Here is a 22,523-nt window from a genome sequence, read left to right as displayed (position 1 = left end):
CTTTTGGTTTTTTTTAAAGGGCAGCTTTTGAGGCTTTGTCGGACTCATGGCAGGCCACGCCGCATCCCTAAAGCTAACAGCTAACAGCTAAAAGCCAAAAGCTCACCCCGTGTCATCCCGAACGCTTATCATTTGGGAAAGAGCCGCCCGGAGCCACGGTGCCGGAGCCGCCCCGAAACCCGGCAAGGGAGAAATGTGAGGGATCTCCTTCCTTTGAATGTGCCCCGGGCTTGCCTCGCCGACGGTTGGTGCAGAGGGGCGTTGAGTAAGTGCCGGGCAGTTTCAGCCTTTGGAGATCTCTCACATGATGCTTTGAAACGTTTACGGGTTGTGCCGCACTCACTGCCTTCGGATGGCTCAATGCTATTTCCCGCCGTTCGAGATGACATTATTTGTTTTTTTTGATTGAGGCGGCTTTTGAGGCTTCGACGGGCTCTTTGCCATCCATGACTTTTCGAGATGACACTTTTGTTTTTTTTTTTGGGGTGACTTTAAGGCTTCATGTGAAGGCTTTCTTTCGCCTGAGTAGGCCGCGGGGTTTGGTGCACCCATGAATATCCCGCGCAACGTTTTTCAAACTTCCGTAGTTTTAGGGCCTGTTGCCGGCTTCCGTTTTTTCGGGGGTCCGGCTTTTGGCTTTTCGGGCCGGGACAGTTTGTCCGGGCCGGGAACGCATCACCCTAAAAATGACCGCGCAAACCAAACCTTTAGAATCACACTGTTTTGAACTTTGCGGGCGATTATCACCCGATTCATCCATCCTTATCACGAATTTTTACTGACGCATGGCCATAAGCCATATCCGGGCGCAGCTTTTGCCGAAGCTGCCCATCGCTGACATCCTGTCTTACGCATCACACAAAGAACTCATCCGGCTTGAGGGCTACGCCGGGGCACTGTCATCCATCCTGGCGGCGGAGCTGAGCGACCGCGTGAAGCACGCGGTTTTTATTTTTCCGGATGAGGAGCGCGCACAGTTTTTTGCCGGCGACCTTGCCGTGCTGGGCGTTCAGAACCTTCATTTTTTCCCTGATTCCAATAACAAAGCCTATCAGGAGGTCGGCATTCACGACTCCGCGACCCTGGTGCAACGGGCTGAGGTGCTCGATTCGGTCATCCAAAACGACGAGAACATTCTCGTAGCGAGCGCCGCCGCCCTGTGCGAGAAAGTGATTTCCCCGCAGTCGTTTTCGGCTTCGGCCATCGAGCTGTACAAGGGGCTGGAAACCGACATGGAGGGCCTGCGCGAGCAGCTGATCGACAGCGGCTACACGGAAGTTTCCTTCGTGGAAAAACCCGGCGAAATGGCCGTTAGGGGCGGCATCTTCGATATTTTCCCCTACACGGGCGACTATCCCGTGCGCCTCGAATTTTTCGGGGATGAGATCGATTCCCTCCGGCATTTCGATGCCGATTCGCAGCGCTCGATCTCCTTCCTCGACAGCGTCCGCATTGTGCCTAACACCTCGGCCTTCAACAGCACGGAGCGCGAATCGCTGCTGAACTACTTCCCCGCGGACACCCTCTACGTGATGTTCAACCCGCCGCTGTGTGATTCTGCCGCGGGCGATCAGCTGGAAAAGGCCCGGGCCGTGTATGATGCCCTGCTCGTGCAGCAGGAGAAGCAGCGGAAGAAGGGGGATGACGACCTCAAAGCCCTGCCGGCACCTGAGCAGCTGTTCATGGGCCCCGATGAGTTGCGCGAGCGGCTTTCGGGCTATGCGCGGATTTATCTGGGCGAGATGCTTTCGGGAGATGCCGACTTCGGTTTTCGTCATGAGCTCGGGGGCAGGCCGCAGCCGGTCTTCAACGGTGCCATCAAGCTGCTTGACGAAAACCTGCGCGAGCTCAGCCGCTCGGGCGTGCGCACCTTCATCCTGTGCGGCAACACGGGTCAGCGCGACCGGCTGGCTGAGCTGCTCGGCGATCCGAGCGATGCGCTCAACTACGAGCTGAGTGTCGAAACCCTTCACGAGGGCTTCTTCCTGCCGGAAGAAGGGCTGGCGATGTACACCGATCATCAGATCTTTAACCGCTATCACCGGCCCAAGACCAAACGCCGGGCGCCCTCCGGCGGTATTTCCTTCAAGGAGCTCAAGGACCTGAACATGGGCGACTACGTGGTGCACGTCGATTACGGCATCGGCCGCTTCTCCGGGTTTCAGAAAATCAAGGTGAAGGACAGCATTCAGGAAGTGGTCGTGCTGAAGTATCAGGAAGACAGCGTGCTGTACGTGAATGTCTCGAGCCTGTACAAAATCCAGAAATATTCGGGCAAGGACGGGCATCAGCCGCGGGTCACCAAACTCGGCAGCGGGGAGTGGGCGCGCAAAAAGGCGAGCGCCAAGCGCAAGGTGAAGGACATCGCCCGCGAGCTGATTCAGCTCTACGCCAGGCGCAAGGCGCAGCGGGCGCATGCGTTCCCGCCGGACAGCTATATGCAGACCGAGATGGAGGCCGCCTTCATTTTTGAGGAAACCCCCGATCAGCTCAAGGCCATCGAAGATGTGAAGGCCGACATGCAGCGCGACCTGCCCATGGACCGCCTCATTTGCGGGGATGTGGGCTTCGGCAAGACCGAGGTCGCCGTGCGGGCCGCCTTCAAGGCTGCGCTCGATGGCAAACAGGTGGCCCTGCTCGTGCCCACAACCATCCTCGCCGATCAGCACTACAAAACCTTCAAAAGCCGGCTCGACCCCTTCCCCGTAAATGTGGATCTGATGTCGCGCTTCCGCACCAAGGCCGAGCAGAAAGAGACGCTCGAAAAACTCAAGGCGGGTCAGGTCGATATCCTCATCGGCACGCACCGCATCACCTCGAAAGATGTGGAATTCAAAAACCTCGGTCTGCTCATTATTGATGAGGAGCAGCGCTTCGGGGTGGCGACCAAAGAGAAAATCAAGCGGTTCAGGGCCGCGGTCGATACCCTCACGCTCACGGCTACGCCCATCCCGCGCACGCTGCAGTACTCGCTCATGGGCGCGCGCGACCTCAGCGTAATCAACACTCCGCCGCCGAACCGTCAACCGGTTCAGACCGACGTAATCGGCTTCGACGGCACCCGCATCCGCGATGCCATCGTGCAGGAAGTGAGCCGGGGCGGGCAGGTGTTCTTCATCCACAACCGCGTGCACAACATTGAGGAAATGGCGGGCCTGGTGATGGACCTCGTGCCCAACATCAAGGTCCGTTTTGCGCACGGGCAGATGAAGGGGACCGAGCTCGAGCGCATCATCCTTGATTTTTACGCGCATAAATTTGACGTGCTGATTTCCACCAACATCGTGGAAAGCGGCATCGACATTGCGAACGCCAACACCATCATCATCAACCATGCGGATAAATTCGGGCTGAGCGAGCTGCATCAGCTGCGCGGTCGTGTGGGCCGCTCGAACCGGAAGGCCTTCTGCTATCTCATTTCGCCCCCGTTTCAGGCACTGCCCGACGACAGCCGCAAGCGCCTGATGGCGCTGGTGGAGTACGCCGATCTCGGCTCCGGCTTCAGCATTGCCATGCGCGACCTCGATATACGCGGGGCAGGCGACATCCTGGGCGGCGAGCAGAGCGGCTTTATTTCGGATGTGGGCTTCGATCTGTACACCAAAATCCTGAACGATGCCGTGCGTGAGCTGAAAGAAAGTGAGTTTGCGGATCTGTTCGGCGATCAGGAGCCCGACATCGAGTACCCGGAAACGACCGTCGAATTTGATGAGGCGGCCCTGCTGCCGCAGTGGTACGTGCGCGACAATGTGGAGCGCCTGAACCTGTACCGCAGGCTTGCCGGCGCGCAGGAAGTGTCGCAAATCGAAGAATGGGCCACGGAAATCGAAGACCGCTTCGGCAAGGTGCCCGCCGAGGCGCAAACGCTCATTCAGGCTACGCACATCAAGCTGCTGGCGAGCCGTCTGCTATTTGTGAAGGTCACCATTAGGGCAGGCCGCATCTGGCTGCTGTGCCCCTCCGCGGAAACCCGCGCGGGCGAGCTCTTCTACGCACAGGCGCGCATGCCGAAAATCATCAGCGAGCTGCAGCAGGCCGGGCGTGAGGTGAATGTTGCCCAGCGCGATCAGGCCATCCGGATCGTGGTATCCGGCGTAGCTGATATGGAAGCCTGCATCCGGCTGCTTGAGCAGCTCGTTGAAACGTTTCCGGCCGGAAAAGAAGTTTTAGCCGCCGAAACCGAAAAGGGATGAGGCACCGAAGCCATCACCCTAAACACGGTTAACCCGATTGTTTAGCGGAGACGCGGCATAAGCCGTATTTTACATCAAACTAATTTTTAAACAAATCCAAGACCGATTACACCACATGCCGACTATGACGCGCATCACCCTGCCTGAAGTTGAGCTGAATATCTGCAACAAAAACAACGCCGTAGAAGTCCCGATTCTGGAATCGGTGATTGCGACAAGCGGCGCGAGTCCGAACATCATTCGTCACATCACCTTCGACCTGAGCGGAACCCCGCTTGAAGGGAAGTTTTTCGCGGGGCAGAGCATTGGCATACTGCCCCCGGGAACTGACGAAAAGGGCAAGCCTAATGCCATGCGGCTGTACTCGATCAGTTCACCAAGCAGGGGAGAAGACGGCGCGGGGCGGCACCATTCCACCACCGTGAAGCGCGTGATAGGCGAACACTGGGAGACCCAGCAGCTGTTTACCGGGCTGTGCTCCAACTACCTGAGCAGCCTCCGCGCGGGCGATCGGGTGAAGGTTGCCGGGCCCAGCGGCAAGCGTTTCCTGTTGCCTGAGAACATGCACGATTTCAACTACGTGTTTTTCGCAACCGGAACCGGCATCGCGCCCTTTCGGGGCATGATTATGGACCTGATGCAGGCGGGCTATAAGGGCAAAATCGCGCTCATTTTCGGGAGTCCGTACCGTACCGATCTGCTGTACGAGCGCTACTTCCGCGGTCTTGCAGCTGAAAACCCCGGCTTCCACTACCTGCCAACCATCTCCCGCGAAGATCCGCGCGCTGACGGTTCCCGGCCTTATGTGCAGTGCCAGCTCATCGACCGGGCCGACCTGCTTGATCCCATCCTCCGGCAGGAAAATACCCTGATCTACATCTGCGGCCTCAAAGGCATGGAAACGGGCATCATCAAGGGGCTCATCACTCAAAACCATACCGATTACCTGCAGCTGCGCGGTACTGCCGACCCAAGCGCCCTGCTCTCGGCTTCATCCGAAGAGTTCAAAAAATCCCTGAAACCGGGCGACCGGATGTTTTTGGAAGTGTATTAGAGGGGAGTGTCGTCTGGTTAAGAGCCGTTCGGGATGAATTGCGCCATTTTTGCTTTACTTATATTTAACAACTTGTTATTTAGATATTAAGCGGGAGATGCTTTTCTTGCAGGTGTAAAACTTATAGCTAATGTTTATCATCTGCGTGCATTTATCATGATGTGTGCGGCACAACTCAAAATCCCGGACCATGATTTACCGCACAGCTGGCGCTCTTGCCCTGAGTTTGCTGTTGTTTTCTGTTACAGTAACAGCACAAACTACTGCACAGCAGGCCGTTTCTGAAAAAGACAGACTCCTCAACGCTGAATGGGCACTTATTTCAACATCCCCCTTTGGTGCCCGTGACGGTCATGAGGTGGTAAAGTTATCAGACAACACCCTGATTATGATGGGGGGCGAAACGGCGTCCGGAGCCATGAATGATGTTTGGCGCTCAGAAGATGAGGGGCGAACCTGGCAGCGGGTGCTTGGAAATGCCGGCTGGGATCCGCGGCGTGATTTTGCGGCCGCTGTTTCATCAGGTGATGTGCTTTATGTTTTCCCCGGAAATAATCCGGGAAGCACTTCTCGGGCGCAGGATGTCTGGAAATCCGAAAACGGCGGAGAGAGCTGGGTAAAGACATTTGACTTTGCCGGCATTCCCGGCTTCAGTACCGGTCTTGGGCAGATTACCGGCGGGCAGGCGATCGTGCTGCCAAATAATGACATCCTGTTTATGGGCGGCCGCACGCTGTATAATAATTACATTAATACCGTGTGGCGGTCTCAAAACGGTGGGCAAAGTTTTAGTGAACTGAGCATCCCTCCGGATCAGATCTGGCCGGGAAGGGCAGGGCATCAGCTGGTTAAGAAACCTGATCCGTTTGAGGGTGATAGGCTGTTTATTATTGGCGGTTACAACAGCGATACCGGTAGTGAACTGACCGATGTGTGGCGCTCGACCAATAACGGAACTTCCTGGGTACTAATGACGAGCAATATAAATGTATCCGTCGGGCGCGATCACAGCGCGGGCGTGCTTTCAAACGGGAATCTGTATCTGGTAACGGGCGATCGCAGCCGGAATGCGACGGATGTTTTTGTATCATCGATCGGCATCAACTGGAGTGTTTCGAATGACGGAAGGGAATTCCCCGGCCGGAGTCAGGCGGCATCCACAGCTTTTGGCACAGACATACTGCTTATTGGCGGCAGGCAAACCCATGATGACGAAGAGCAGCTTCGCGAACGCCTGCATTTTAACACCCTGAACGGGCAAACGGTGGTGAGCGGCCGCAATGCCGGATTTGCAGCAAGAAGCGGTCATGCAGCAGCAACAGCAGGAAACGGAACGGTTTTTATCGCCGGGGGAGATGATCAGTCCGGCCCCAACCCGGTTGATGGTCCGGTAGATGCCTGGTATTCTGAAACTGCGGGTGAGGGCAACTGGCAGCTGGCGGCAGCAAATTTCACAGCAAGCTCTTCTGCGACCGTTCAGGTAGCCCGGCTTTCGGACGGATCCCTGCTGAGCATTGAAATGAATGGCATTAACGCAAGTGGAAGCCGGCTCAGGATAAGCGCTGACGGAGCCAGCTGGTCTTCAGCCGAAAATTTAGGCACTACGATTCCGACAAGGCGTTTTTTCGGGATGTCGGCATTGGGCATGAACGTGATCGGAACCGGCGGACGCAGCGGTACTACAGCGAGAAACGATGTGTGGCGTATAAACGGGCAGAACGGAGTGCCGGAAGTGCTTGTGGCAAATGCACCCTGGCAGGCGCGCCTCAACCACGGACAGGTTACACTTGCTGACGGCACCATCATGATTGCCGGCGGCAGGATTAATCAAAGCAGCAGTACAAACACGTATTTAAATGATGTATGGACATCAGCCAACGGCGGGCTTACCTGGACGCAGCGCACAGCCGACGCTGCCTGGGAAATCCGGTACGGCCTGCAGCTGGCAGCCCTTCCCGGTGGTGGCGTCGTGCTGATGGGCGGGAGTCAGGAGTTTACCGGTCAGGGTTTTTCATTTAATGATATCTGGTATTCCGGAGATCAGGGGGCGAACTGGGAGCTTATCACCGAAAATGCACCCTGGCAGCAACGCGCTAAGGCGGGGCTTACTTTCACTGAAAGCGGTGATTTGTTATGGATTGGCGGGGAGGTCAGGCCGCAGCAAAACACGTTGGAAACAACCGTCTCGGATGAAGTTTGGCTCTGGGAAATCGGGGTGCCTTCAGCAGAAAGCGGGAGCATTCAGGTGTCGATACCGGGGCCTGCTGAGGGCTGGCGCATGATGGGCTCGCCCGTTCAGCAAAGCAGCTACGGGGATTTATTCGGCACTCTTTGGATGCAGGGCTTTCCGGGTGCCAATCAGGGCAGCGGTGGCGAACCCAACGTGTTCTTCCACAACGCTGCTGCACCATCTGAAACCGCCTTTACGGCACCTGCCCACGTGTCTGATATGATAGGGCACGTTCCCGGAAGCAGCAGCGGCAGCTCCGGTCGGGGCGCACTTATTTACGTGTATGAAGATGAGCGCCCGTTTAATCCGAATCCGGCTTTCTGGCCGAAATCTGTTGGGGTAAACGGCCTGCTGAACAACGATATCGTCGTTTTTCCGCTGGGCATACAAATCCGGAACGATGGCTGGAACCTGGTATCGAATCCCTATCCGTTCACCATTGATGCAGCCGCACTTCTTGCCGACTCAGAAAATATTGCGGAAGTTATTTATGTGTGGGATGCCAACGCCTCGGCATATCTCACTTTCGGCGGGTCGCCTGCATTCAATCAGTTCGACGGCCGGCTTGCGCCTTTTCAGGGGTTTTGGGTTCAGGCACTGAGCGCAAACCCGCAGCCCCGCATCCTGTTCCGGCCGGAGCAGCGCGTAGGTACTGAACTGATTCCGTTCGGCGGAGATGAGCCGGCAGATGAGCCGGTCGTGATTCTGGAGGTTAACGGAGCAGAGCGCTCTGTACGCGCTGGTTTTTCAGTAGGAGAAGGCAGCCATACCGGAGGTGAGGGGCCCGGCACAAAAGATGTGTGGCAGCTGGGCAGCCTTCACCATGAATATCTGCACCTGTTTACTGAGGCTGCCGACGGCACGCCGCTACGGTTTCAGCACCTTTCGGAAGGCGCCCTTCAGGGCGGAGCCCTCAGCATCCCGCTGCATGTACAAACTACGGGCAGCGAGCCGCTTGAGCTCAGCATTCCGATGATGCATCACATGGATGCATTCGAAATTTTGCTCACCGATACCGAAACGGGGCAGCAGTATGAGCTTGAAGAGGGCTTCAGCCTCAATTTGGGTACAATTGCGCCGATGCGGCAGCTGCAGGATCGTGTTTCAGCAGCAGAGCTGCTCTCGCAAACCCTCGCTGTCCCCGCCGAACACCGTATGAACAGCAATGATGTGCAGGCCCGCTTTCAGCTGAGCATCACCTTAAAACCGCTCAGCGGTCTGCCGGACGTGCGGCAGCTTCCTGCCCGGCTCACTCTTGGTCAGAATTATCCCAACCCGTTCAACCCGACCACCCGCATCCCATTCACGTTGCCGGAGGCCGGACACGTAAACCTGACCGTTTATGATAGTATCGGGAGGGTCGTTCAGGTGCTGACAAATGAAAATCTGGCTTCAGGGAGCCACAGCGTCCGTTTTGATGGGTCATCGCTTTCCAGCGGGGTGTACCTGTACCGCCTGAGCACAGCAGCCGGAGTGCTAACCCAAACAATGGTCTTTGTGAAATAGGATGAAAGTCTGAAACTAAGCTTCAGCTCAGCATCAGTCATTTATCCGGTTAAAATTCAGGCTTGGCTTTGGCTTTTTCTCCTTTTCCTTCCTGAGAAACATCCCCGGCCTTACCCCTGAGCCGTAGCGGGTTGTCCAGATTTGGGTGAATTCGGCGCCGAGAAAAATCACCATCACATTGTAATACACCCAAATCAGGAAGATTACGAAGGAGCCTGCGGCGCCGTAGGTTGAGGCCATGGCGGCGTTGCTGAGGTAGAAGGTTACCGCCGTACGGCCCAGCAGGAAGAGGACTGAGGTGATGAAGGCGCCCAGAAAAACGTCAGACCAGCGGATCTGAATATCCGGCAGCAGCTTGTAGATGATGGAAAACAGAATCGTTGAGATGGCAAGGAATATGAAGCCGTTCAGAATGAAGTAGATGCGGATGCCTGCCGGAAAAAGCTGCTGCAGAACCGGGCTGATGAAGGAAACAATCGTGGAGATAAAAAAGGTGGAAATCAGCAGCAGGGAGAAAACGATGATCAGAACAAAGCTCAGAATACGGTTGATGAAGAACATTTTGATGGGCTGACGGTTCTTTCTGTCCACATCCCAGATGGTGTTCAGCGATTCTTTAAGCTGTGTGAGTACGGTCGTAGCGGCAAAGAGCAGCACAAACGTACTTGTGATGGTCGCGAAGGTGCCCTGACCGGTCTGTGAAACGGCGTTCACAAAATTCTGCACGGTTTCGGCAAGGTCTTTGCCGATCACTTCTTCCATGTAGATACTGAGCTGTCCGGAAGCCGCCTGTTCCCCGAAAACGAAGCCGGTGAAGGCAATCACCAGAATCAGCAGGGGCGCAAGGCTGAAGATAGTATAAAAGGCAAGCCCTGCGGCGTGCAGCATCATGTTGTCGTCAAGCCATTCTTCAACCGTGAGTTTTATCACGATTCCGATTTCCTTGAGAAGTGAGAATAGCTTTTGGTACGGCATGTTGATTTCAGAATCAGTTTATGAGCGAAGGAGGCAGTCGGTAACGAGGGCGGCTGCCTTTTCTGTTTCGGCCTCTGTATTATAAAAATAAGGCGAAAAGCGCAGCAATCCATTCCGTACGGAAAGATAAAGACCCGCCCGGCAAAGGGTTTCGTACAGGGCGTGCGGGTCAATATGCGCGGGAAGCCGGTAAGTGCGGATGGCCGAGCGCCGTTCGGGCTCGTGTGGGCCGTAGAGTTGGAGTCCGGTGCCTGTGAGTTTTTCGTGCAGCAGGTCGCCAAGCCTGAGCACGTGCCTGCGGATGTTGTTGTACCCGGCTTCTTCAAGCAGCGCCAGGCTTTGGTTGAGTCCGTGTATGGCGGGCAGGTTGAAAGTGCCCGGCTCGAAGCGCGACATGCCGGGGTTGAGCGGCTGCTCCGTATCGAACAGCTCCCAGACCGAGGCAACCGAGAGCCAGCCCTTGGCCGTTACGGAGATGCGTTCCTGAAAAGCCTCGCTCATGTACAGGAAGCCCAGCCCCTGTGGGGTCATCAGCCATTTGTGGCAGCCCGAGCAGAGGGCGTCGATGCCCCAGGCCAGCACCTCAACCGGGCTGTGACCCAGCGCCTGAATTGCGTCAACAACGAGGAAGGTGCCGTTGGCCCGGCAGATTTCCGACAGGACGGGCAGATCGGCCCGGAAGCCGCTCACGAACTGCACGGCACTCAGGGCCAGGATCCGGGTGTTGGGGTTCAGGGCACGGCGCACATCGTCCAGGCTAAAACATCCGTTTTCACCGCTGAACCGCATCACCTTTACCCCGCGTGCCTGCTGCACGAGCCAGGGATAGACATTGCTCGGAAATTCTTCTTCATACAGCAAAACCTCATCGCCGGGCCCGAACGGGAAGCCGTTTGCGATGATGCTCAGCGCAAAGCTTGTGTTAGGGGTGAAGGCGATGCGGCTGCCTCCGGCGGCGGCGATGAGGTTAGCAAGCCTTGAGCGGGTCTGCTCCATCACCGGGAAATCCAGCGACATGAAATCATCTACGGGCAGCTTCTGCCGGCTTTCGAGGCTGTGCTGAGCGGCCGCGGCGGTGCGTTCAGGCAGGGGAGAGAGCGCGGCGTGATTGAAGTAAATGCCTTTTTCTGTTGTGTGCGGGAATTCTTTCCGAAAGGTCTCCGGCTGAAACAAAGGTGAATTCATAAATCGGATTTGGGATGAATGGATCGCATTAAAATAGCGGTTCAGGATCAAAACTTTCTATCTTTAAGGCATGGCTCAGACTCGAATCACCGATCATAAAAAAGAAGAAATCAGGGACGCCGCGGATATCGTGGATGTCGTTTCAGACTACGTGAAGCTCAAAAAAGCGGGCGGCGCCTTTACCGGTCTGTGTCCGTTCCACAATGAACGCACGCCCTCTTTTTATGTAACGCCCCGGCTCGGCATCTTTAAATGTTTCGGTTGCGGCGAAGGCGGGGATGTCTTCAATTTTGTGATGAAGATGGAGGGCGTCGGCTTTGTGGAAGCCATGCGCTCGCTCGCAGGCCGCTATAACATTGAGCTGCCGGAGGAAGAAAGCAGTGAGTCAGCCGATGCACAAACGCAGCTCGTTGAAGGCATTTATCATGCGCTGCGCTTTGCCGGGGTGTACTACCACCAAACGCTCGCCGCCGAAGACAGTGCGGCCGCAGCCCGCGACTACATCGGCCGGCGCGGTCTCACCGCTGCCACGACCCGCAAATGGGGCGTCGGGTATGCGCCGGATGCCTTCGATGCCTTTTACAAACACGCCCTGAGCAGCGGCATCAACGAAACGTATCTGCATGAGGCTGGCCTGATCAAGTACAGTGAGCAGAATCAGCAGGTTTACGACACCTTCCGCGGGCGGCTGATGTTCCCGATTTTTTCGCCCTCCGGGAAAGTGATAGGCTTTGGGGGGCGCATTATGGAAGGAGGGAAGGGCCCGAAGTACATCAACTCTCCGCAGACCAAAGTCTATAACAAGAGTGAAGTGATATACGGCATACACATGGCGCGCAATGAAATAAGAAAGCACGACCAGAGTATTTTGGTGGAGGGGTACATGGATGTGATTTCACTCTGGCAGCATGGCGTAACCAATGTAGTGGCAACGAGCGGCACGAGCATCACCCCGGAACAAATGCGGCGGCTCGCCAACTACTCCCCCAATCTGCTGATGGTGTACGATGCCGACAACGCGGGTCAGAATGCGATGCTGCGCGGCCTCGACGTGGCGCTGCAGGCGGGGCTGCACGTGCGCCTGATGCACCTGCCCGACGGCGAGGATCCCGATTCATTTGTACAGCAGTTCGGGGCGGAGTCGTTCATCAACTACACCCGCAAAGAAGCCAAAGATTTTATCAGCTTCATGGTGCAGCACGCCGAGGACAAAGGCGAGTGGGACGACCCCATGAGCCGGAAGCAGGTCGTGAGCCGGATTCTGGCTTCCATCGCCCGGGTGAGCGATCAGGTGCTGCGCGAAACACTGATCGGGCACTTGCGCAAAATGACGGGCATTGGCGAGCGTGCGCTCTATGCGGAGCTGGGTTCGCTCGCGGCGGCCGTGCGGCAGGAGGAAGCGAGGGCAATCGACCGTGAGCGCCGTGCGCAGCAGCGGGAAATGCAAGGTGGTGCGCCCCATCCGGCGGAGGGGCAGTTCCAGAACCCGGGCAGCGGCGGGGCTTCAGCGCCGGCTGGAGCAGGAGTGCCGCGAACGCGGCCGGTACAGGTGAGGCGGCCGGCAGCCGAAAAGGAAATCATCCGCCTGATGATAGAGCACGGCGACGGCATGATCTACTACGTAGGCAACCTCATCGGTCCGGATTACTTTACAGACCCTGAGCTGCGGCAGTTTTACGAAGCCATTACGGCCTGTTATGAGCAGGAAATTCCGGCAACGATTGAGCACTTCACCGCCATGGAGCCGCCCTTCCCGCGGCTGGTGAGCGAGGTATTTATTGAGCAGTTTGCGGTTTCTGAAGTCGGAAACGCAAAACGCAGCCGAAGCATACTCCGCGATGCCGATCCGTTTGCAACGGCAAGGGGCGCGGTAAAATCGCTGGCGCTTCAATTTCTGTCGCAGCAGATTGAGGAGGTAAATCAGCAGCTCAGCTATGCCGGCGAAGACGAGCGCAGCGAACTTTACCGGAGCATAACCGAACTCCGGAAAACCAGACTTCAAATCGAGAAAAGCCATGCTGATGCCCTTTATCCTGCTCCCGACGAAATGCCTTAACCCTTTTTCACTTCAGCGAAATTGAGGGAAATCTTTCTTACCTTTTCCCGTTTGTTTCCGGCATACAGGCTCAGTTCTTTTTTCACGGACGCTTTTATGGGATTCACTGCCGGAAATCAATTTCTCCGATAATTGCTTAAGCATCGGAACCATCGCCCGATATATCTTATTTCTTTTTTTTCACTTCTTCCCCGGGTTTACTGAAAGACATTCTCCTCTATGGATAACATCCTGAATTTTTTACGTCCGATTCTCCGGTACAACTATAATCACCCTAAGTTTACGGTCAGCTGGGCCATCCTGATTGCGATAATCGCAACCGTTTTTGCATCACGGCTTCAGGTTGATACCGACATTGCGAACCTGCTGCCGCCAACGCACCCCAGCGTAGTAGCCCTCGAAACCCTGCAGGAACGGGTAGGGGGTGAAACGGAGATGCAGGTCGTCATCAATTCGCCGAGCTTCGAAGATAATCTGCGCTTTGCAGAAGAAATCATCCCGCGAAGCATGGCGATGATCAACCCCCGGAATGGTCAGCCGTTTTTCTCGCGCTATGAGTTTATTAAGGAAGTTGACATCCTTAAAGATTACGCCCTGTACCTTGCAACAGACGCTGAGCTTGACGAGCTGGTGTTTTTTCTTGAAGATGAGATTGAGGATGCCAAACTGGCTGCAAACCCTTTTTTCGTTGATTTTGAAGACGATTGGGATGATGATGAGGAAGATGATTCGGCCCGTGCCCGTGCTTTTGACGACCTGTACAGCGAACTGATCCCTGACCGCTACCCGATAAGTGCAGACAGCACCTCCATGCTGCTGCGCTTTATCCCGACCGGCTCACGCAGTGACCTGAGTTTTCTCCGCACCCTGTTCCGCGAGTACGACAAGTTGATCGAAGAAATGCAGCCTGCAACCTTTAACCCGGAAATGCAGGTGATGGCCGGCGGTAGGCTCAAACGGCACCTGATGGAAATTGATTCCATTATGGATGATGTCATCAACAGTTTTGCGACCGGTATTGGGAGTGTTCTGCTGATGGTGCTGATTTATTTTTTCTGGAAGACCTACATCAACTATAAACGTGGTCCTGAATCGGAGCGGCGAAAAGGATTTTTCTCGCACGTAAAACGGGCACCGGTGCCCGTTTTTCTGATCGGCATTCCGCTGGTGATAAGCCTGCTTGTAACATTCGGGGTTACGGCACTTGTGCTGGAATCGCTCAACACCATGACCTCGGTGCTGTTCGTGATTCTGTTCGGTCTCGGCATCGATTACGGCATCCATTTCTACGCCCGCTATCTTGAAAAGCGCTCTGACGGAGAAGAGGTCATTCAGGCGCTGGAATCCACCTACAGTTCTTCCGGCCGCGCAATCATGACTTCGGCAATTACCACTGCCATTGCCCTTTTTGTGCTCATTTATGCGGATTTCCGGGGTTTCTCTGAATTCGGTTTCATTTCGGGTCTTGGCATCGTACTGGCCTACCTCAGCATGATGTACCTGCTTCCGGCTTTCATCGTGCTGTTTGAGCGCTTCAACTGGATTCTGATCAATACCAACCACGGGAGAAACCCCAAAAAAAGTACCGAAACAAGACGCTACCCCTTTGCGAGAACTATTGTAGCTGCGGGGACGCTCATCGTGGTTTTTGTGCTTTTTAACACAGACAAGCTTAATTTCGAGTTTGATTTCGGTAAACTTGAACCGGCTTTTCCGGAGTTTGAGGCTTTCCGCGAGCTGAGCCGTTCGGCGGAAGGCTCCTCCTCAGAGCGCCGCAATCCAGCCTACGTTGTGGCCGACTCCTACGAAGATGTTGACCTGATTTTGCGTGCTTTGCGCGGCATACGCGAAGAAAGCGGCGATAGTACCCTGATTCTCGATTTTGAAGCGCTTCAGGAGCGCTTCCCGATAAATGAAGCCGCCGAACAGCACAAGCTTGAACGCATATCTGAGGTTCGCCAACTGCTGAACGACCCCTTCATCCGGGATCAGCAGGATGAAAACCTCGACCGGCTAAGAAGGGCAGCTCAGGCAACCGAGCCCCTCGATTTTGAGCTGCTGCCTGATTACCTGACGCAGCGTTTTGTTACCCGCGACGGACAAATCGGGCAGTTCGTGATGATCTATCCGAATGTGAGCCTTGGCGACGGGAGAAACTCCATCGCCTTTAAACAGGAGATCGGGCAGATAGAAGTGGAAGACGGCCGGATTTTTACCAGCGCGAGTACCAGCCTTGTTGCCGCGTCAATGCTGATGCTCATGACTGATGAAAGCTTCATCATGGTCACAGCGACCTTCATCATGATTTTGCTGATGATGTACATTTCCTTCCGCTCGTTCCGGTGGACCCTCATCTCCATGCTGCCGCTTGTGGTAGGCCTTGCCTGGCTCTTTTTTGTGATGATCCTGTTCGGGCTGAGTTTCAATTTTTATAACCTGGTTACGCTGCCGGCCATTTTGGGTATTGGAAACGACAACGGGGTTCACCTCGCGAGCCGCTACCGGGAGGAAGGCCCGAAGAGCATGTGGAACGTACTTTCGAGTACGGGTCAGCACATCAGCATCGGCTCGTTCACAACTATGCTCGGTTTCGCGGGTCTGCTGTTTACCATGCATCCCGGCCTGTACTCCATTGGCCTCCTCGCTGTAATCGGCATCGGGCTCACCCTTCTTGCTGCCGTCACCTTCCTGCCGGCCCTCATTCAGGTAATGGAAGACCGCAACTGGATTACATACGACTAAGTACCGCATCACCCAAAATAAAACACATGCTTCATGCTTGCTGAAACCCCTGCCATCGTGCTCAAAGCCGTGGATTTTAAGGAATCCAGCAAAATTATTACGCTCTTCACAAGGGAGCTGGGCCGGCTTGGGGTTCTGGTGCGCGGCTTCAAAAAATCCAAAAGTAAATATGCGGGCATTATGGCTTTCGGCTCGGTGATCGATGCAACCTTTTATTACAAAGACAGCCGCGGCGTACAGACCATGAAAGATGCCGAGTCGCGCGTGAGCACGGTTCGTACGCAGGGTGACTTCACGAAGCTTGCCCTGTCCATGGCATTTCTGGAGCTTATTTCGCAGGTTATTCAAGATCAGGAGCCCAATGAGGAGCTGTACGACTTCACTGAGAAATTTTTGAAATGGCTTTCCGAAACCGAAGCGAACCCACGGAATCTGTTTCCATACCTGCAGGTAAGGGTTGCAGAAATTTTGGGAGTAGGCCTTCAGCCGCCTGAGGCGTGGCCCGATTTTTCTATCCGTACAGCCGGTCTGCAGGTGCTTTATCTCAATATTTTGTCGGGCAGCCTTTCTGATGTACCGGATGACGGCCTTTCTTTCAAACTCAGTGAGCAGCAATCCCGCTACCTGCTTTTTGCGCTCAGCGGAAAATCGTCCGGAATCCTGAATCTGGAAATGCCGGTTCAGGAATTAAAACCATTGGTTTATCATTTAGATGTTTATCTCAAACACCATATTGAAGGTGTTCGGGACCGAAAATCAGATTCGATTTTTGAACAAATCCTCTGAAATTATCCTGTTATTTTTTCGGACAATCCGCATAATTTTGCCCACGCTGCTATGAAACTTCATCAAAAAATACTGACTGCCGTACTCCTCGTAATGATAGGCATTGTGATGGGCATGGCTTATATGCTGCTCAGAGGGTATTACTCACCCTTTACACCTACAAAAGTAGCAGTCACGGAGGTAATGCGGAGTGCGGCCTCAGCAGAAACTGCGCCGGAAGTCACCGGGTTTCCGGCCTTTTCTGTACGTGATATCGCACAGATGGTCGTGCCTACTGTTGTATATATCGAAACAAGTGTAAACGCACGGGCTGTAATGCCTCGTGATGAAAACCACAATTTTGAAGAAGATTTCTGGGAGCGGGTAATTCCGCGCGGACGGTCAAATGCGGTAGGTTCCGGTGTTTTGATTTCGGGGGATGGCTTCATCATCACCAATAATCACGTAGTTGCAGGCGGTCGTGATTTGCGCGTTACCCTGCACGATAAGCGTCAGTTTCCGGCCCGCATAGTCGGTCGTGACCCCTCAACAGATCTGGCCGTAATCAAAATTGAGGGAGATGAGCTGCCGCATATTGTACTCGGCGACTCCGACTATGTGGAAGTCGGAGACTGGGTTATGGCGGTCGGGAATCCGCTCCGGCTGCGCTCAACCATTACCGCCGGCATCGTAAGCGCGCTTTCGCGGGATGTGCAGATAATCAACGACCGGATGCGGATTGAGAGCTTCATTCAGACCGATGCGGCCATCAACCGCGGAAACAGCGGCGGAGCGCTTGTAAATACCGCAGGTGAGCTTATTGGCATTAATACGGCCATCGCGACCGAAAACGGAATGAATCAGGGCTACGGCTTTGCCATCCCCATTAATATGGCGTTCAAAATTGCGCGGGACCTCATGGAGTTCGGTCAGGTACAGCGCGCATTTCTCGGTGTTAGCATTGTGTCGGTAGATCAGCGCAGGGCGCGTCAGCTGGATATGCCCCGCATCAAAGGGGTGGAAATTTCCGGGCTCGTTACCGGCGGAGCTGCCGAGGTTTCCGGACTCCGGCAGGGGGATGTCATCACCCGGGTGAACCGCCGTACCGTGAACGAACCCAATGAGCTTCAGGCGCAGATTGCACTGTTCAGGCCCAACGAGACCGTTGAGATTTCGGTCTGGCGCAACGGTGCGGAAGAAATCAAATTCATCACCCTTGCCGGGCTCGACAATCCGGCAATCAGCGAATGGACCGCACCGGAAGCTTCGCCGGAAGAACTGATGGCCCCTTTCGGTCAGGACTTTCGCGGCGGTCCTTTTCATGAGGGGCCCGATCACTCAGAGCCGGAAGGGGAAGGGGAAGAGGAAGAGGATCGGAATGTGGCCCCGGAGGCTGACAGCGAAACCGGTACGGGTACCGAGCCTTACACCGAAGAGGAGCGGGAACCGGCAACGGCGAGTTTCGACCGCGGTTTCAGTGTTACCGAGCTTCACATAGAAGCCCACCGGCAGCTTGGTCTGCAGCTGATGGTAACACAGGTGCGCCGCTTCTCGGAAGCCCGTAGAGCAGGTTTAAGAACAAATGATATTGTATTGGCCATCAATGGCTTACGTGTTGAAAATGTAGAAAATTTCGAACAAATGATGCAGGCCGCGGGCGGCAGTAAAATAGAGCTCATGGTGATGCGTGGTGCTACAATCCTTCAAATACAAATAGAATAAAACACATATGAAATCAGTAAAATTAGCCGGCTTGCTGGTAACAGCGCTTTTTGTCCTTAGTGCTTGTGCTGAACTTCAGCAGTTTGTTGAACAGTCTGGTATAGGCGGCGGCGAGCTGCCGCTCTCCGAAGCGGAAGTCGTTTCGGGTCTGAAAGACGCACTCGAGGTTGGGGCAGCCCGGGCGGCAGGTACAGCTTCGGCTCAGGGTGGCTATCTCGACAATCAGCTGCTATTTATTGCTTTCCCGCAGGAAGCCCGCCGCGTGGAAAATACCCTCCGCGATCTGGGCTTTGGCGGCCTGGTTGATGATTTTGTGACAACCCTGAATCGCTCGGCAGAAGAAGCCGCGCGTTCAGCTGCGCCTGTCTTTCGGCAGGCCGTGCAGCAGATGACCATTCAGGACGGCTTTGAAATTCTGCGCGGCCCCGATAATGCCGCAACCGAATACTTCCGGCGCACAACAACTGCTGAGCTTCATAACCTATTCCGCCCGGTTATCGCACAGGCGCTCGACAACACCCTTGCAACCCGCTACTGGAACGACATCGTGCAGCAGTACAACCGCATACCCTTCGTGCAGCCGGTAATAACCGACCTTACGGCCTACACAACACAGCGGGCAACAGACGGGCTTTTTCTGCTGCTTGAGCAGGAAGAAAAAGCGATACGGCAGGATCCTGTGAAACGCACCACAGATATTCTCCGCCGCGTTTTTGGTCACTCAAGCCTTCAGGCGGCCTCCTGATACGCGTAGGTTTTTTCACGGGGGATGCGCTCAGATGCGCATTGCAAGTTTAGTTTCAGGCCGGACATTTTTGATGTCCGGCTTTTTTTTATGGAAGGAACACAGATCGGATACAGCCGGGCTTCAGGATTTCAGGTTTCCGCGAACGGCTTTGATATTCCGCTGAATCCCCTCAAATTTGGTTCGTTTCACCGGGTTTTTTTTGAAGAGCCGGCGGAATTCCATGAGGTCGAGTTCTTCCCAGTAGCTGAGGTCATGCCCCACAAGTTCGTCCCGTGCCATGAGTCGCGGCTCGTTGCCCGAAGCGGCCTTGCGGTTCCAGGGGCAGACATCCTGACAGATATCGCAGCCGAAAATCCAGTTTCCGAGCTTTTCGTGGTATTCGGCCGGGATTTCTTCCCGCAGCTCAATGGTGAAATAAGAGATGCACTTCGAGCCGTCAACGGTGTAAGGCTCCGTGATGGCGTCGGTCGGGCAGGCGTCGATACAGCGGGTGCAGCTGCCGCAGTGATCAGTGGTGGGGCTGTCGTACACGAATTCGGCATCCACAATCATTTCACCCAAAAAGAACCAGGAGCCGGCTTTCCGGCTGATGATATTGGTGTGTTTGCCCATCCAACCGAGCCCGGATTTCACGGCCCAGGCTTTGTCCATAACCGGGGCAGAATCGACGAAGATCCGGCCTTCGAGTCCGCCGTTAAGCTTCCGGGTAAATTCGAATAACTCAAACAGCTTCTCTTTGAGCACAAAATGATAATCCTCACCTAACGCATACTTTGAGATGCGCGGATTGCTTTCATCCGCCGCGTGCGAAGCAAACAGCTCCGGCTGATGGTAGCTGCACAGCACGCTCACCACGCTTTTAGCCCCGGGTACCAGCTTCGTCGGGTCAACGCGCTTGTCGAAATGATTTTCCATCCAGTGCATCTTGCCGTGTTTTCCGGCAAGCAGCCAGCTCTCGAGCCGGCGGGCTTCATCTTCCAGAAACATCGCCTTTGAAAAACCACAGCCCTCAAAACCAAGGCGCGAAGCCTCGGCCCTTACGGCATCGGTTAGCTGCTGTTTATTCATAATGCGGAGTGATGAATGCGGGATGATGGATGACGAAATAAAAAACGGCTTTCAGCTTCATTCAGAAGCCAAAAGCCGTGAAGGGCGGAGCAGGTGGCTCAAAGCAGGCCGAACTGCTCAAAATGATGAGTGAAGTGCTTCTTCATAAACTGCTGCCATTCGGCATAGGTAAGTTCACCAAAGGCCGGATTGATGTGTACAGCTTCGGGATTTACCTCGTAGTACGAGTGAAATGCTTCGAAGCACGATCGGAACTCCTCAATCGCAGCCCCGAAACTTTCATTTTTGAGCGGGGGGAGATCCGAGCCGACGGCCGGACTCACCACACCTCTGGGGATGGGCCTGTCGCTCATCAGAAAAGCCCGCATTTGCGCGAGCTGATTCTGAGGCGTGTATACTTTTACCGTAACCTTGCCCGTAGCGAGCAGCAGGGTAGCGGTGAGGTGTTCAACCATGTGCTGAGGCGTCATTTTGCCCCATTGTGGCTGCGTGTCTTCACGAAGAAGATCGATGCGTTGTGCAAGTTCGGGGAGCGTCATAGGTTTACCTCATTAGTTTTTTGTACTGAATACGGGTCGGCTGATCCTCGCTGATACCCAGGCGTTTGCGCTTGTTTTCCTCGTATTCTTCAAAATTACCTTCGAACCAGTACACTTCGCTGTTGCCTTCAAACGCGAGGATGTGAGTGGCGATGCGGTCGAGGAACCATCTGTCGTGACTGATAACCACCGCGCAGCCGGCAAACTCGAGCAGGGCTTCTTCGAGGGCCCGCAGGGTGTTAACGTCCAGATCGTTGGTCGGCTCATCAAGCAGCAGCACGTTGGCGCCTTCTTTAAGCACCTTGGCCAGATGCACCCGGTTGCGTTCCCCACCGGAGAGCTCGGTAACTTTCTTCTGCTGATCGCTGCCTGCAAAGTTGAAGCGGGCCACGTACGCACGTGAGTTCACCTCACGCGTACCGAGTTTGATGAGGTCCTGTCCGCCGGAAATCTCTTCCCAGATCGACTTCTTCGGGTCAAGCGGGCGGTTTTGATCGATGTAGCCGAGCTTCACGGTTTCGCCCAGTACCAGCGAGCCGGTATCCGGGGTTTCTTCCCCGATAATCATTTTAAAGAGCGTACTTTTTCCGGCCCCGTTCGGACCGATTACGCCCACAATTCCGCCGGGCGGCAGGCTGAAATCGAGGTTTTCGAACAGCAGTTTTTCGTCGAACCCTTTGGTGAGATTTTCGGCCACAATCACCTTATCGCCAAGGCGCGGACCGGCAGGGATGAAGATTTCCATATCCTCACGGCGTTTCTGCTGCTCTTCGGAAAGCAGCTGCTCATAAGCTGAAATCCGCGCTTTGCTCTTGCTGCGGCGGCCCTTGGGATTCTGACGAATCCACTCAAGCTCTTTCTGCAGGGTTTTCTGACGCTGCGACTCGGAGCGTTCTTCCTGTTTGAGCCGTTCGGTTTTTTGCTCCAGCCAGGAGGTGTAGTTGCCTTTGAAGGGGATGCCTTCGCCGCGGTCGAGTTCGAGGATCCAGCCGGCAACATTATCGAGGAAGTAGCGGTCGTGGGTTACGGCGATTACGGTACCTTCGTAGCGGGCAAGATGCTGCTCGAGCCAGCCGACAGACTCCGCATCGAGGTGGTTGGTAGGTTCATCGAGCAGGAGCACGTCCGGCTTTTTGAGCAGCAGACGGCAGAGCGCAACGCGGCGTTTTTCGCCACCGGAAAGCGTGCCTACTTTCTGATCGCCGGGCGGCGTCCGGAGGGCGTCCATGGCCTGCTCGAGCTTGCTATCGAGATCCCAGGCGCCGGCTGCATCGATGCGATCCTGAAGCTTGGCCTGCTTCTCAATCAGAGCTTCGAAATCGGCGTCAGGGTCGGCAAAAGCAGCGTTTACGGCCTCAAACTGCTTAAGTAGATCAACGGTTTCCTGTACGCCTTCCTCTACGATTTCCCGTACCGTACGTTCGGCGTCGAGTTCAGGCTCCTGTGGCAGATAGCCGAAAGTGATGCCTTTTTGTGCCGTAATATTGCCGAGGTAATCTTTGTCTTCACCGGCAATGATGCGGAGCAGCGTACTTTTTCCGGCCCCGTTCAGACCAAGTACGCCAATTTTGGCACCATAGAAAAAAGAAAGGTAGATGTCTTTCAGAACGGTTTTGTTAGGCTTACGGATCTTGCTGACCCCAACCATAGAAAAAATTATCTTTTGATCACTCACGAATTAGAGATATTTGAGTTTTGAAAGTAAGCATTAGTTTGCGCTTAAAATACGCAAAGAAACAA

At 54.9% G+C, this 22,523-nt stretch carries 13 protein-coding genes; 8 read left to right on the top strand and 5 right to left on the bottom strand.

What is annotated here, in order from left to right; all coding sequences use genetic code 11:
* Window positions 1-785 precede the first annotated feature (785 nt).
* From mfd to LAT75_RS06400, 3 genes are all read left to right on the top strand, one after another.
* Window positions 786-4,193 carry a transcription-repair coupling factor gene (gene mfd / locus LAT75_RS06410; protein ID WP_291481808.1) on the top strand — a complete coding sequence of 1,136 codons (3,408 nt, stop codon included), beginning with the start codon at window positions 786-788 and terminating at the stop codon, window positions 4,191-4,193.
* Window positions 4,194-4,308: 115 nt separating this feature from the next.
* Window positions 4,309-5,247, top strand: coding sequence for a hypothetical protein (locus LAT75_RS06405; protein ID WP_291481807.1), 939 nt, complete (start codon window positions 4,309-4,311; stop codon window positions 5,245-5,247).
* Between the two features lie 190 nt (window positions 5,248-5,437).
* Entirely contained in the window at window positions 5,438-8,983 is a 3,546-nt protein-coding gene (locus LAT75_RS06400; protein WP_291481806.1) for a T9SS type A sorting domain-containing protein, read from the top strand.
* Window positions 8,984-9,016: 33 nt separating this feature from the next.
* Here LAT75_RS06400 and LAT75_RS06395 read toward each other — a convergent pair whose 3' ends face one another.
* Complete coding sequence (locus tag LAT75_RS06395; protein WP_291481805.1) at window positions 9,017-9,958, bottom strand: YihY/virulence factor BrkB family protein; 942 nt, start codon at window positions 9,956-9,958, stop codon at window positions 9,017-9,019.
* An 18-nt stretch (window positions 9,959-9,976) separates the two neighbouring features.
* Window positions 9,977-11,143, bottom strand: coding sequence for an aminotransferase class V-fold PLP-dependent enzyme (locus tag LAT75_RS06390; RefSeq protein WP_291481804.1), 1,167 nt, complete (start codon window positions 11,141-11,143; stop codon window positions 9,977-9,979).
* Window positions 11,144-11,213: 70 nt separating this feature from the next.
* On the opposite strand from LAT75_RS06390, the gene dnaG reads away from it, so the two are divergent.
* From dnaG to LAT75_RS06365, 5 genes are all read left to right on the top strand, one after another.
* The gene (gene dnaG / locus LAT75_RS06385; protein WP_291481803.1) at window positions 11,214-13,199 is read left to right on the top strand and encodes a DNA primase; all 1,986 of its coding nucleotides are present in this window, start codon (window positions 11,214-11,216) and stop codon (window positions 13,197-13,199) included.
* Window positions 13,200-13,418: 219 nt separating this feature from the next.
* On the top strand, window positions 13,419-15,941 hold the full coding sequence (locus LAT75_RS06380) for an MMPL family transporter (protein WP_291481802.1): 2,523 nt from the start codon (window positions 13,419-13,421) through the stop codon (window positions 15,939-15,941).
* A gap of 33 nt (window positions 15,942-15,974) precedes the next feature.
* Window positions 15,975-16,727 (top strand): DNA repair protein RecO, encoded by a 753-nt coding sequence (gene recO, locus LAT75_RS06375; protein WP_291481801.1) that lies wholly within the window; start codon window positions 15,975-15,977, stop codon window positions 16,725-16,727.
* Window positions 16,728-16,778: 51 nt separating this feature from the next.
* Window positions 16,779-18,428 (top strand): trypsin-like peptidase domain-containing protein, encoded by a 1,650-nt coding sequence (locus tag LAT75_RS06370; protein WP_291481800.1) that lies wholly within the window; start codon window positions 16,779-16,781, stop codon window positions 18,426-18,428.
* 7 nt (window positions 18,429-18,435) lie between these two features.
* A complete protein-coding gene (locus LAT75_RS06365) occupies window positions 18,436-19,173 on the top strand; it encodes a DUF4197 domain-containing protein (RefSeq protein ID WP_291481799.1) in 738 nt (245 codons plus the stop codon).
* Window positions 19,174-19,296: 123 nt separating this feature from the next.
* On the opposite strand, the gene queG is transcribed toward LAT75_RS06365, so the two are convergent.
* The 3 genes from queG to ettA all read right to left on the bottom strand — a co-directional run bounded on the left by queG (window position 19,297) and on the right by ettA (window position 22,458).
* The gene (queG, locus tag LAT75_RS06360; RefSeq protein WP_291481798.1) at window positions 19,297-20,244 is read right to left on the bottom strand and encodes a tRNA epoxyqueuosine(34) reductase QueG; all 948 of its coding nucleotides are present in this window, start codon (window positions 20,242-20,244) and stop codon (window positions 19,297-19,299) included.
* A gap of 98 nt (window positions 20,245-20,342) precedes the next feature.
* On the bottom strand, window positions 20,343-20,783 hold the full coding sequence (locus LAT75_RS06355; protein WP_291481797.1) for a DinB family protein: 441 nt from the start codon (window positions 20,781-20,783) through the stop codon (window positions 20,343-20,345).
* A 4-nt stretch (window positions 20,784-20,787) separates the two neighbouring features.
* Complete coding sequence (ettA, locus tag LAT75_RS06350; RefSeq protein WP_291481796.1) at window positions 20,788-22,458, bottom strand: energy-dependent translational throttle protein EttA; 1,671 nt, start codon at window positions 22,456-22,458, stop codon at window positions 20,788-20,790.
* Window positions 22,459-22,523 lie beyond the last annotated feature (65 nt).

Source organism: Cyclonatronum sp., assembly GCF_022565315.1.
GTDB lineage: Bacteria > Bacteroidota > Rhodothermia > Balneolales > Cyclonatronaceae > Cyclonatronum.
This window is presented reverse-complemented; position numbering and strand designations above follow the sequence as displayed.

Coding starts and splice junctions, on each gene's coding strand:
- mfd (WP_291481808.1), top strand. CDS start 786: ATGGCCATAAGCCATATCCGGGCGCAGCTTTTGCCGAAGCTGCCCATC.
- LAT75_RS06390 (WP_291481804.1), bottom strand. CDS start 11,143: ATGAATTCACCTTTGTTTCAGCCGGAGACCTTTCGGAAAGAATTCCCG.
- LAT75_RS06365 (WP_291481799.1), top strand. CDS start 18,436: ATGAAATCAGTAAAATTAGCCGGCTTGCTGGTAACAGCGCTTTTTGTC.
- recO (WP_291481801.1), top strand. CDS start 15,975: ATGCTTGCTGAAACCCCTGCCATCGTGCTCAAAGCCGTGGATTTTAAG.
- LAT75_RS06355 (WP_291481797.1), bottom strand. CDS start 20,783: ATGACGCTCCCCGAACTTGCACAACGCATCGATCTTCTTCGTGAAGAC.
- LAT75_RS06380 (WP_291481802.1), top strand. CDS start 13,419: ATGGATAACATCCTGAATTTTTTACGTCCGATTCTCCGGTACAACTAT.
- LAT75_RS06370 (WP_291481800.1), top strand. CDS start 16,779: ATGAAACTTCATCAAAAAATACTGACTGCCGTACTCCTCGTAATGATA.
- LAT75_RS06400 (WP_291481806.1), top strand. CDS start 5,438: ATGATTTACCGCACAGCTGGCGCTCTTGCCCTGAGTTTGCTGTTGTTT.
- dnaG (WP_291481803.1), top strand. CDS start 11,214: ATGGCTCAGACTCGAATCACCGATCATAAAAAAGAAGAAATCAGGGAC.
- queG (WP_291481798.1), bottom strand. CDS start 20,244: ATGAATAAACAGCAGCTAACCGATGCCGTAAGGGCCGAGGCTTCGCGC.
- LAT75_RS06395 (WP_291481805.1), bottom strand. CDS start 9,958: ATGCCGTACCAAAAGCTATTCTCACTTCTCAAGGAAATCGGAATCGTG.
- LAT75_RS06405 (WP_291481807.1), top strand. CDS start 4,309: ATGCCGACTATGACGCGCATCACCCTGCCTGAAGTTGAGCTGAATATC.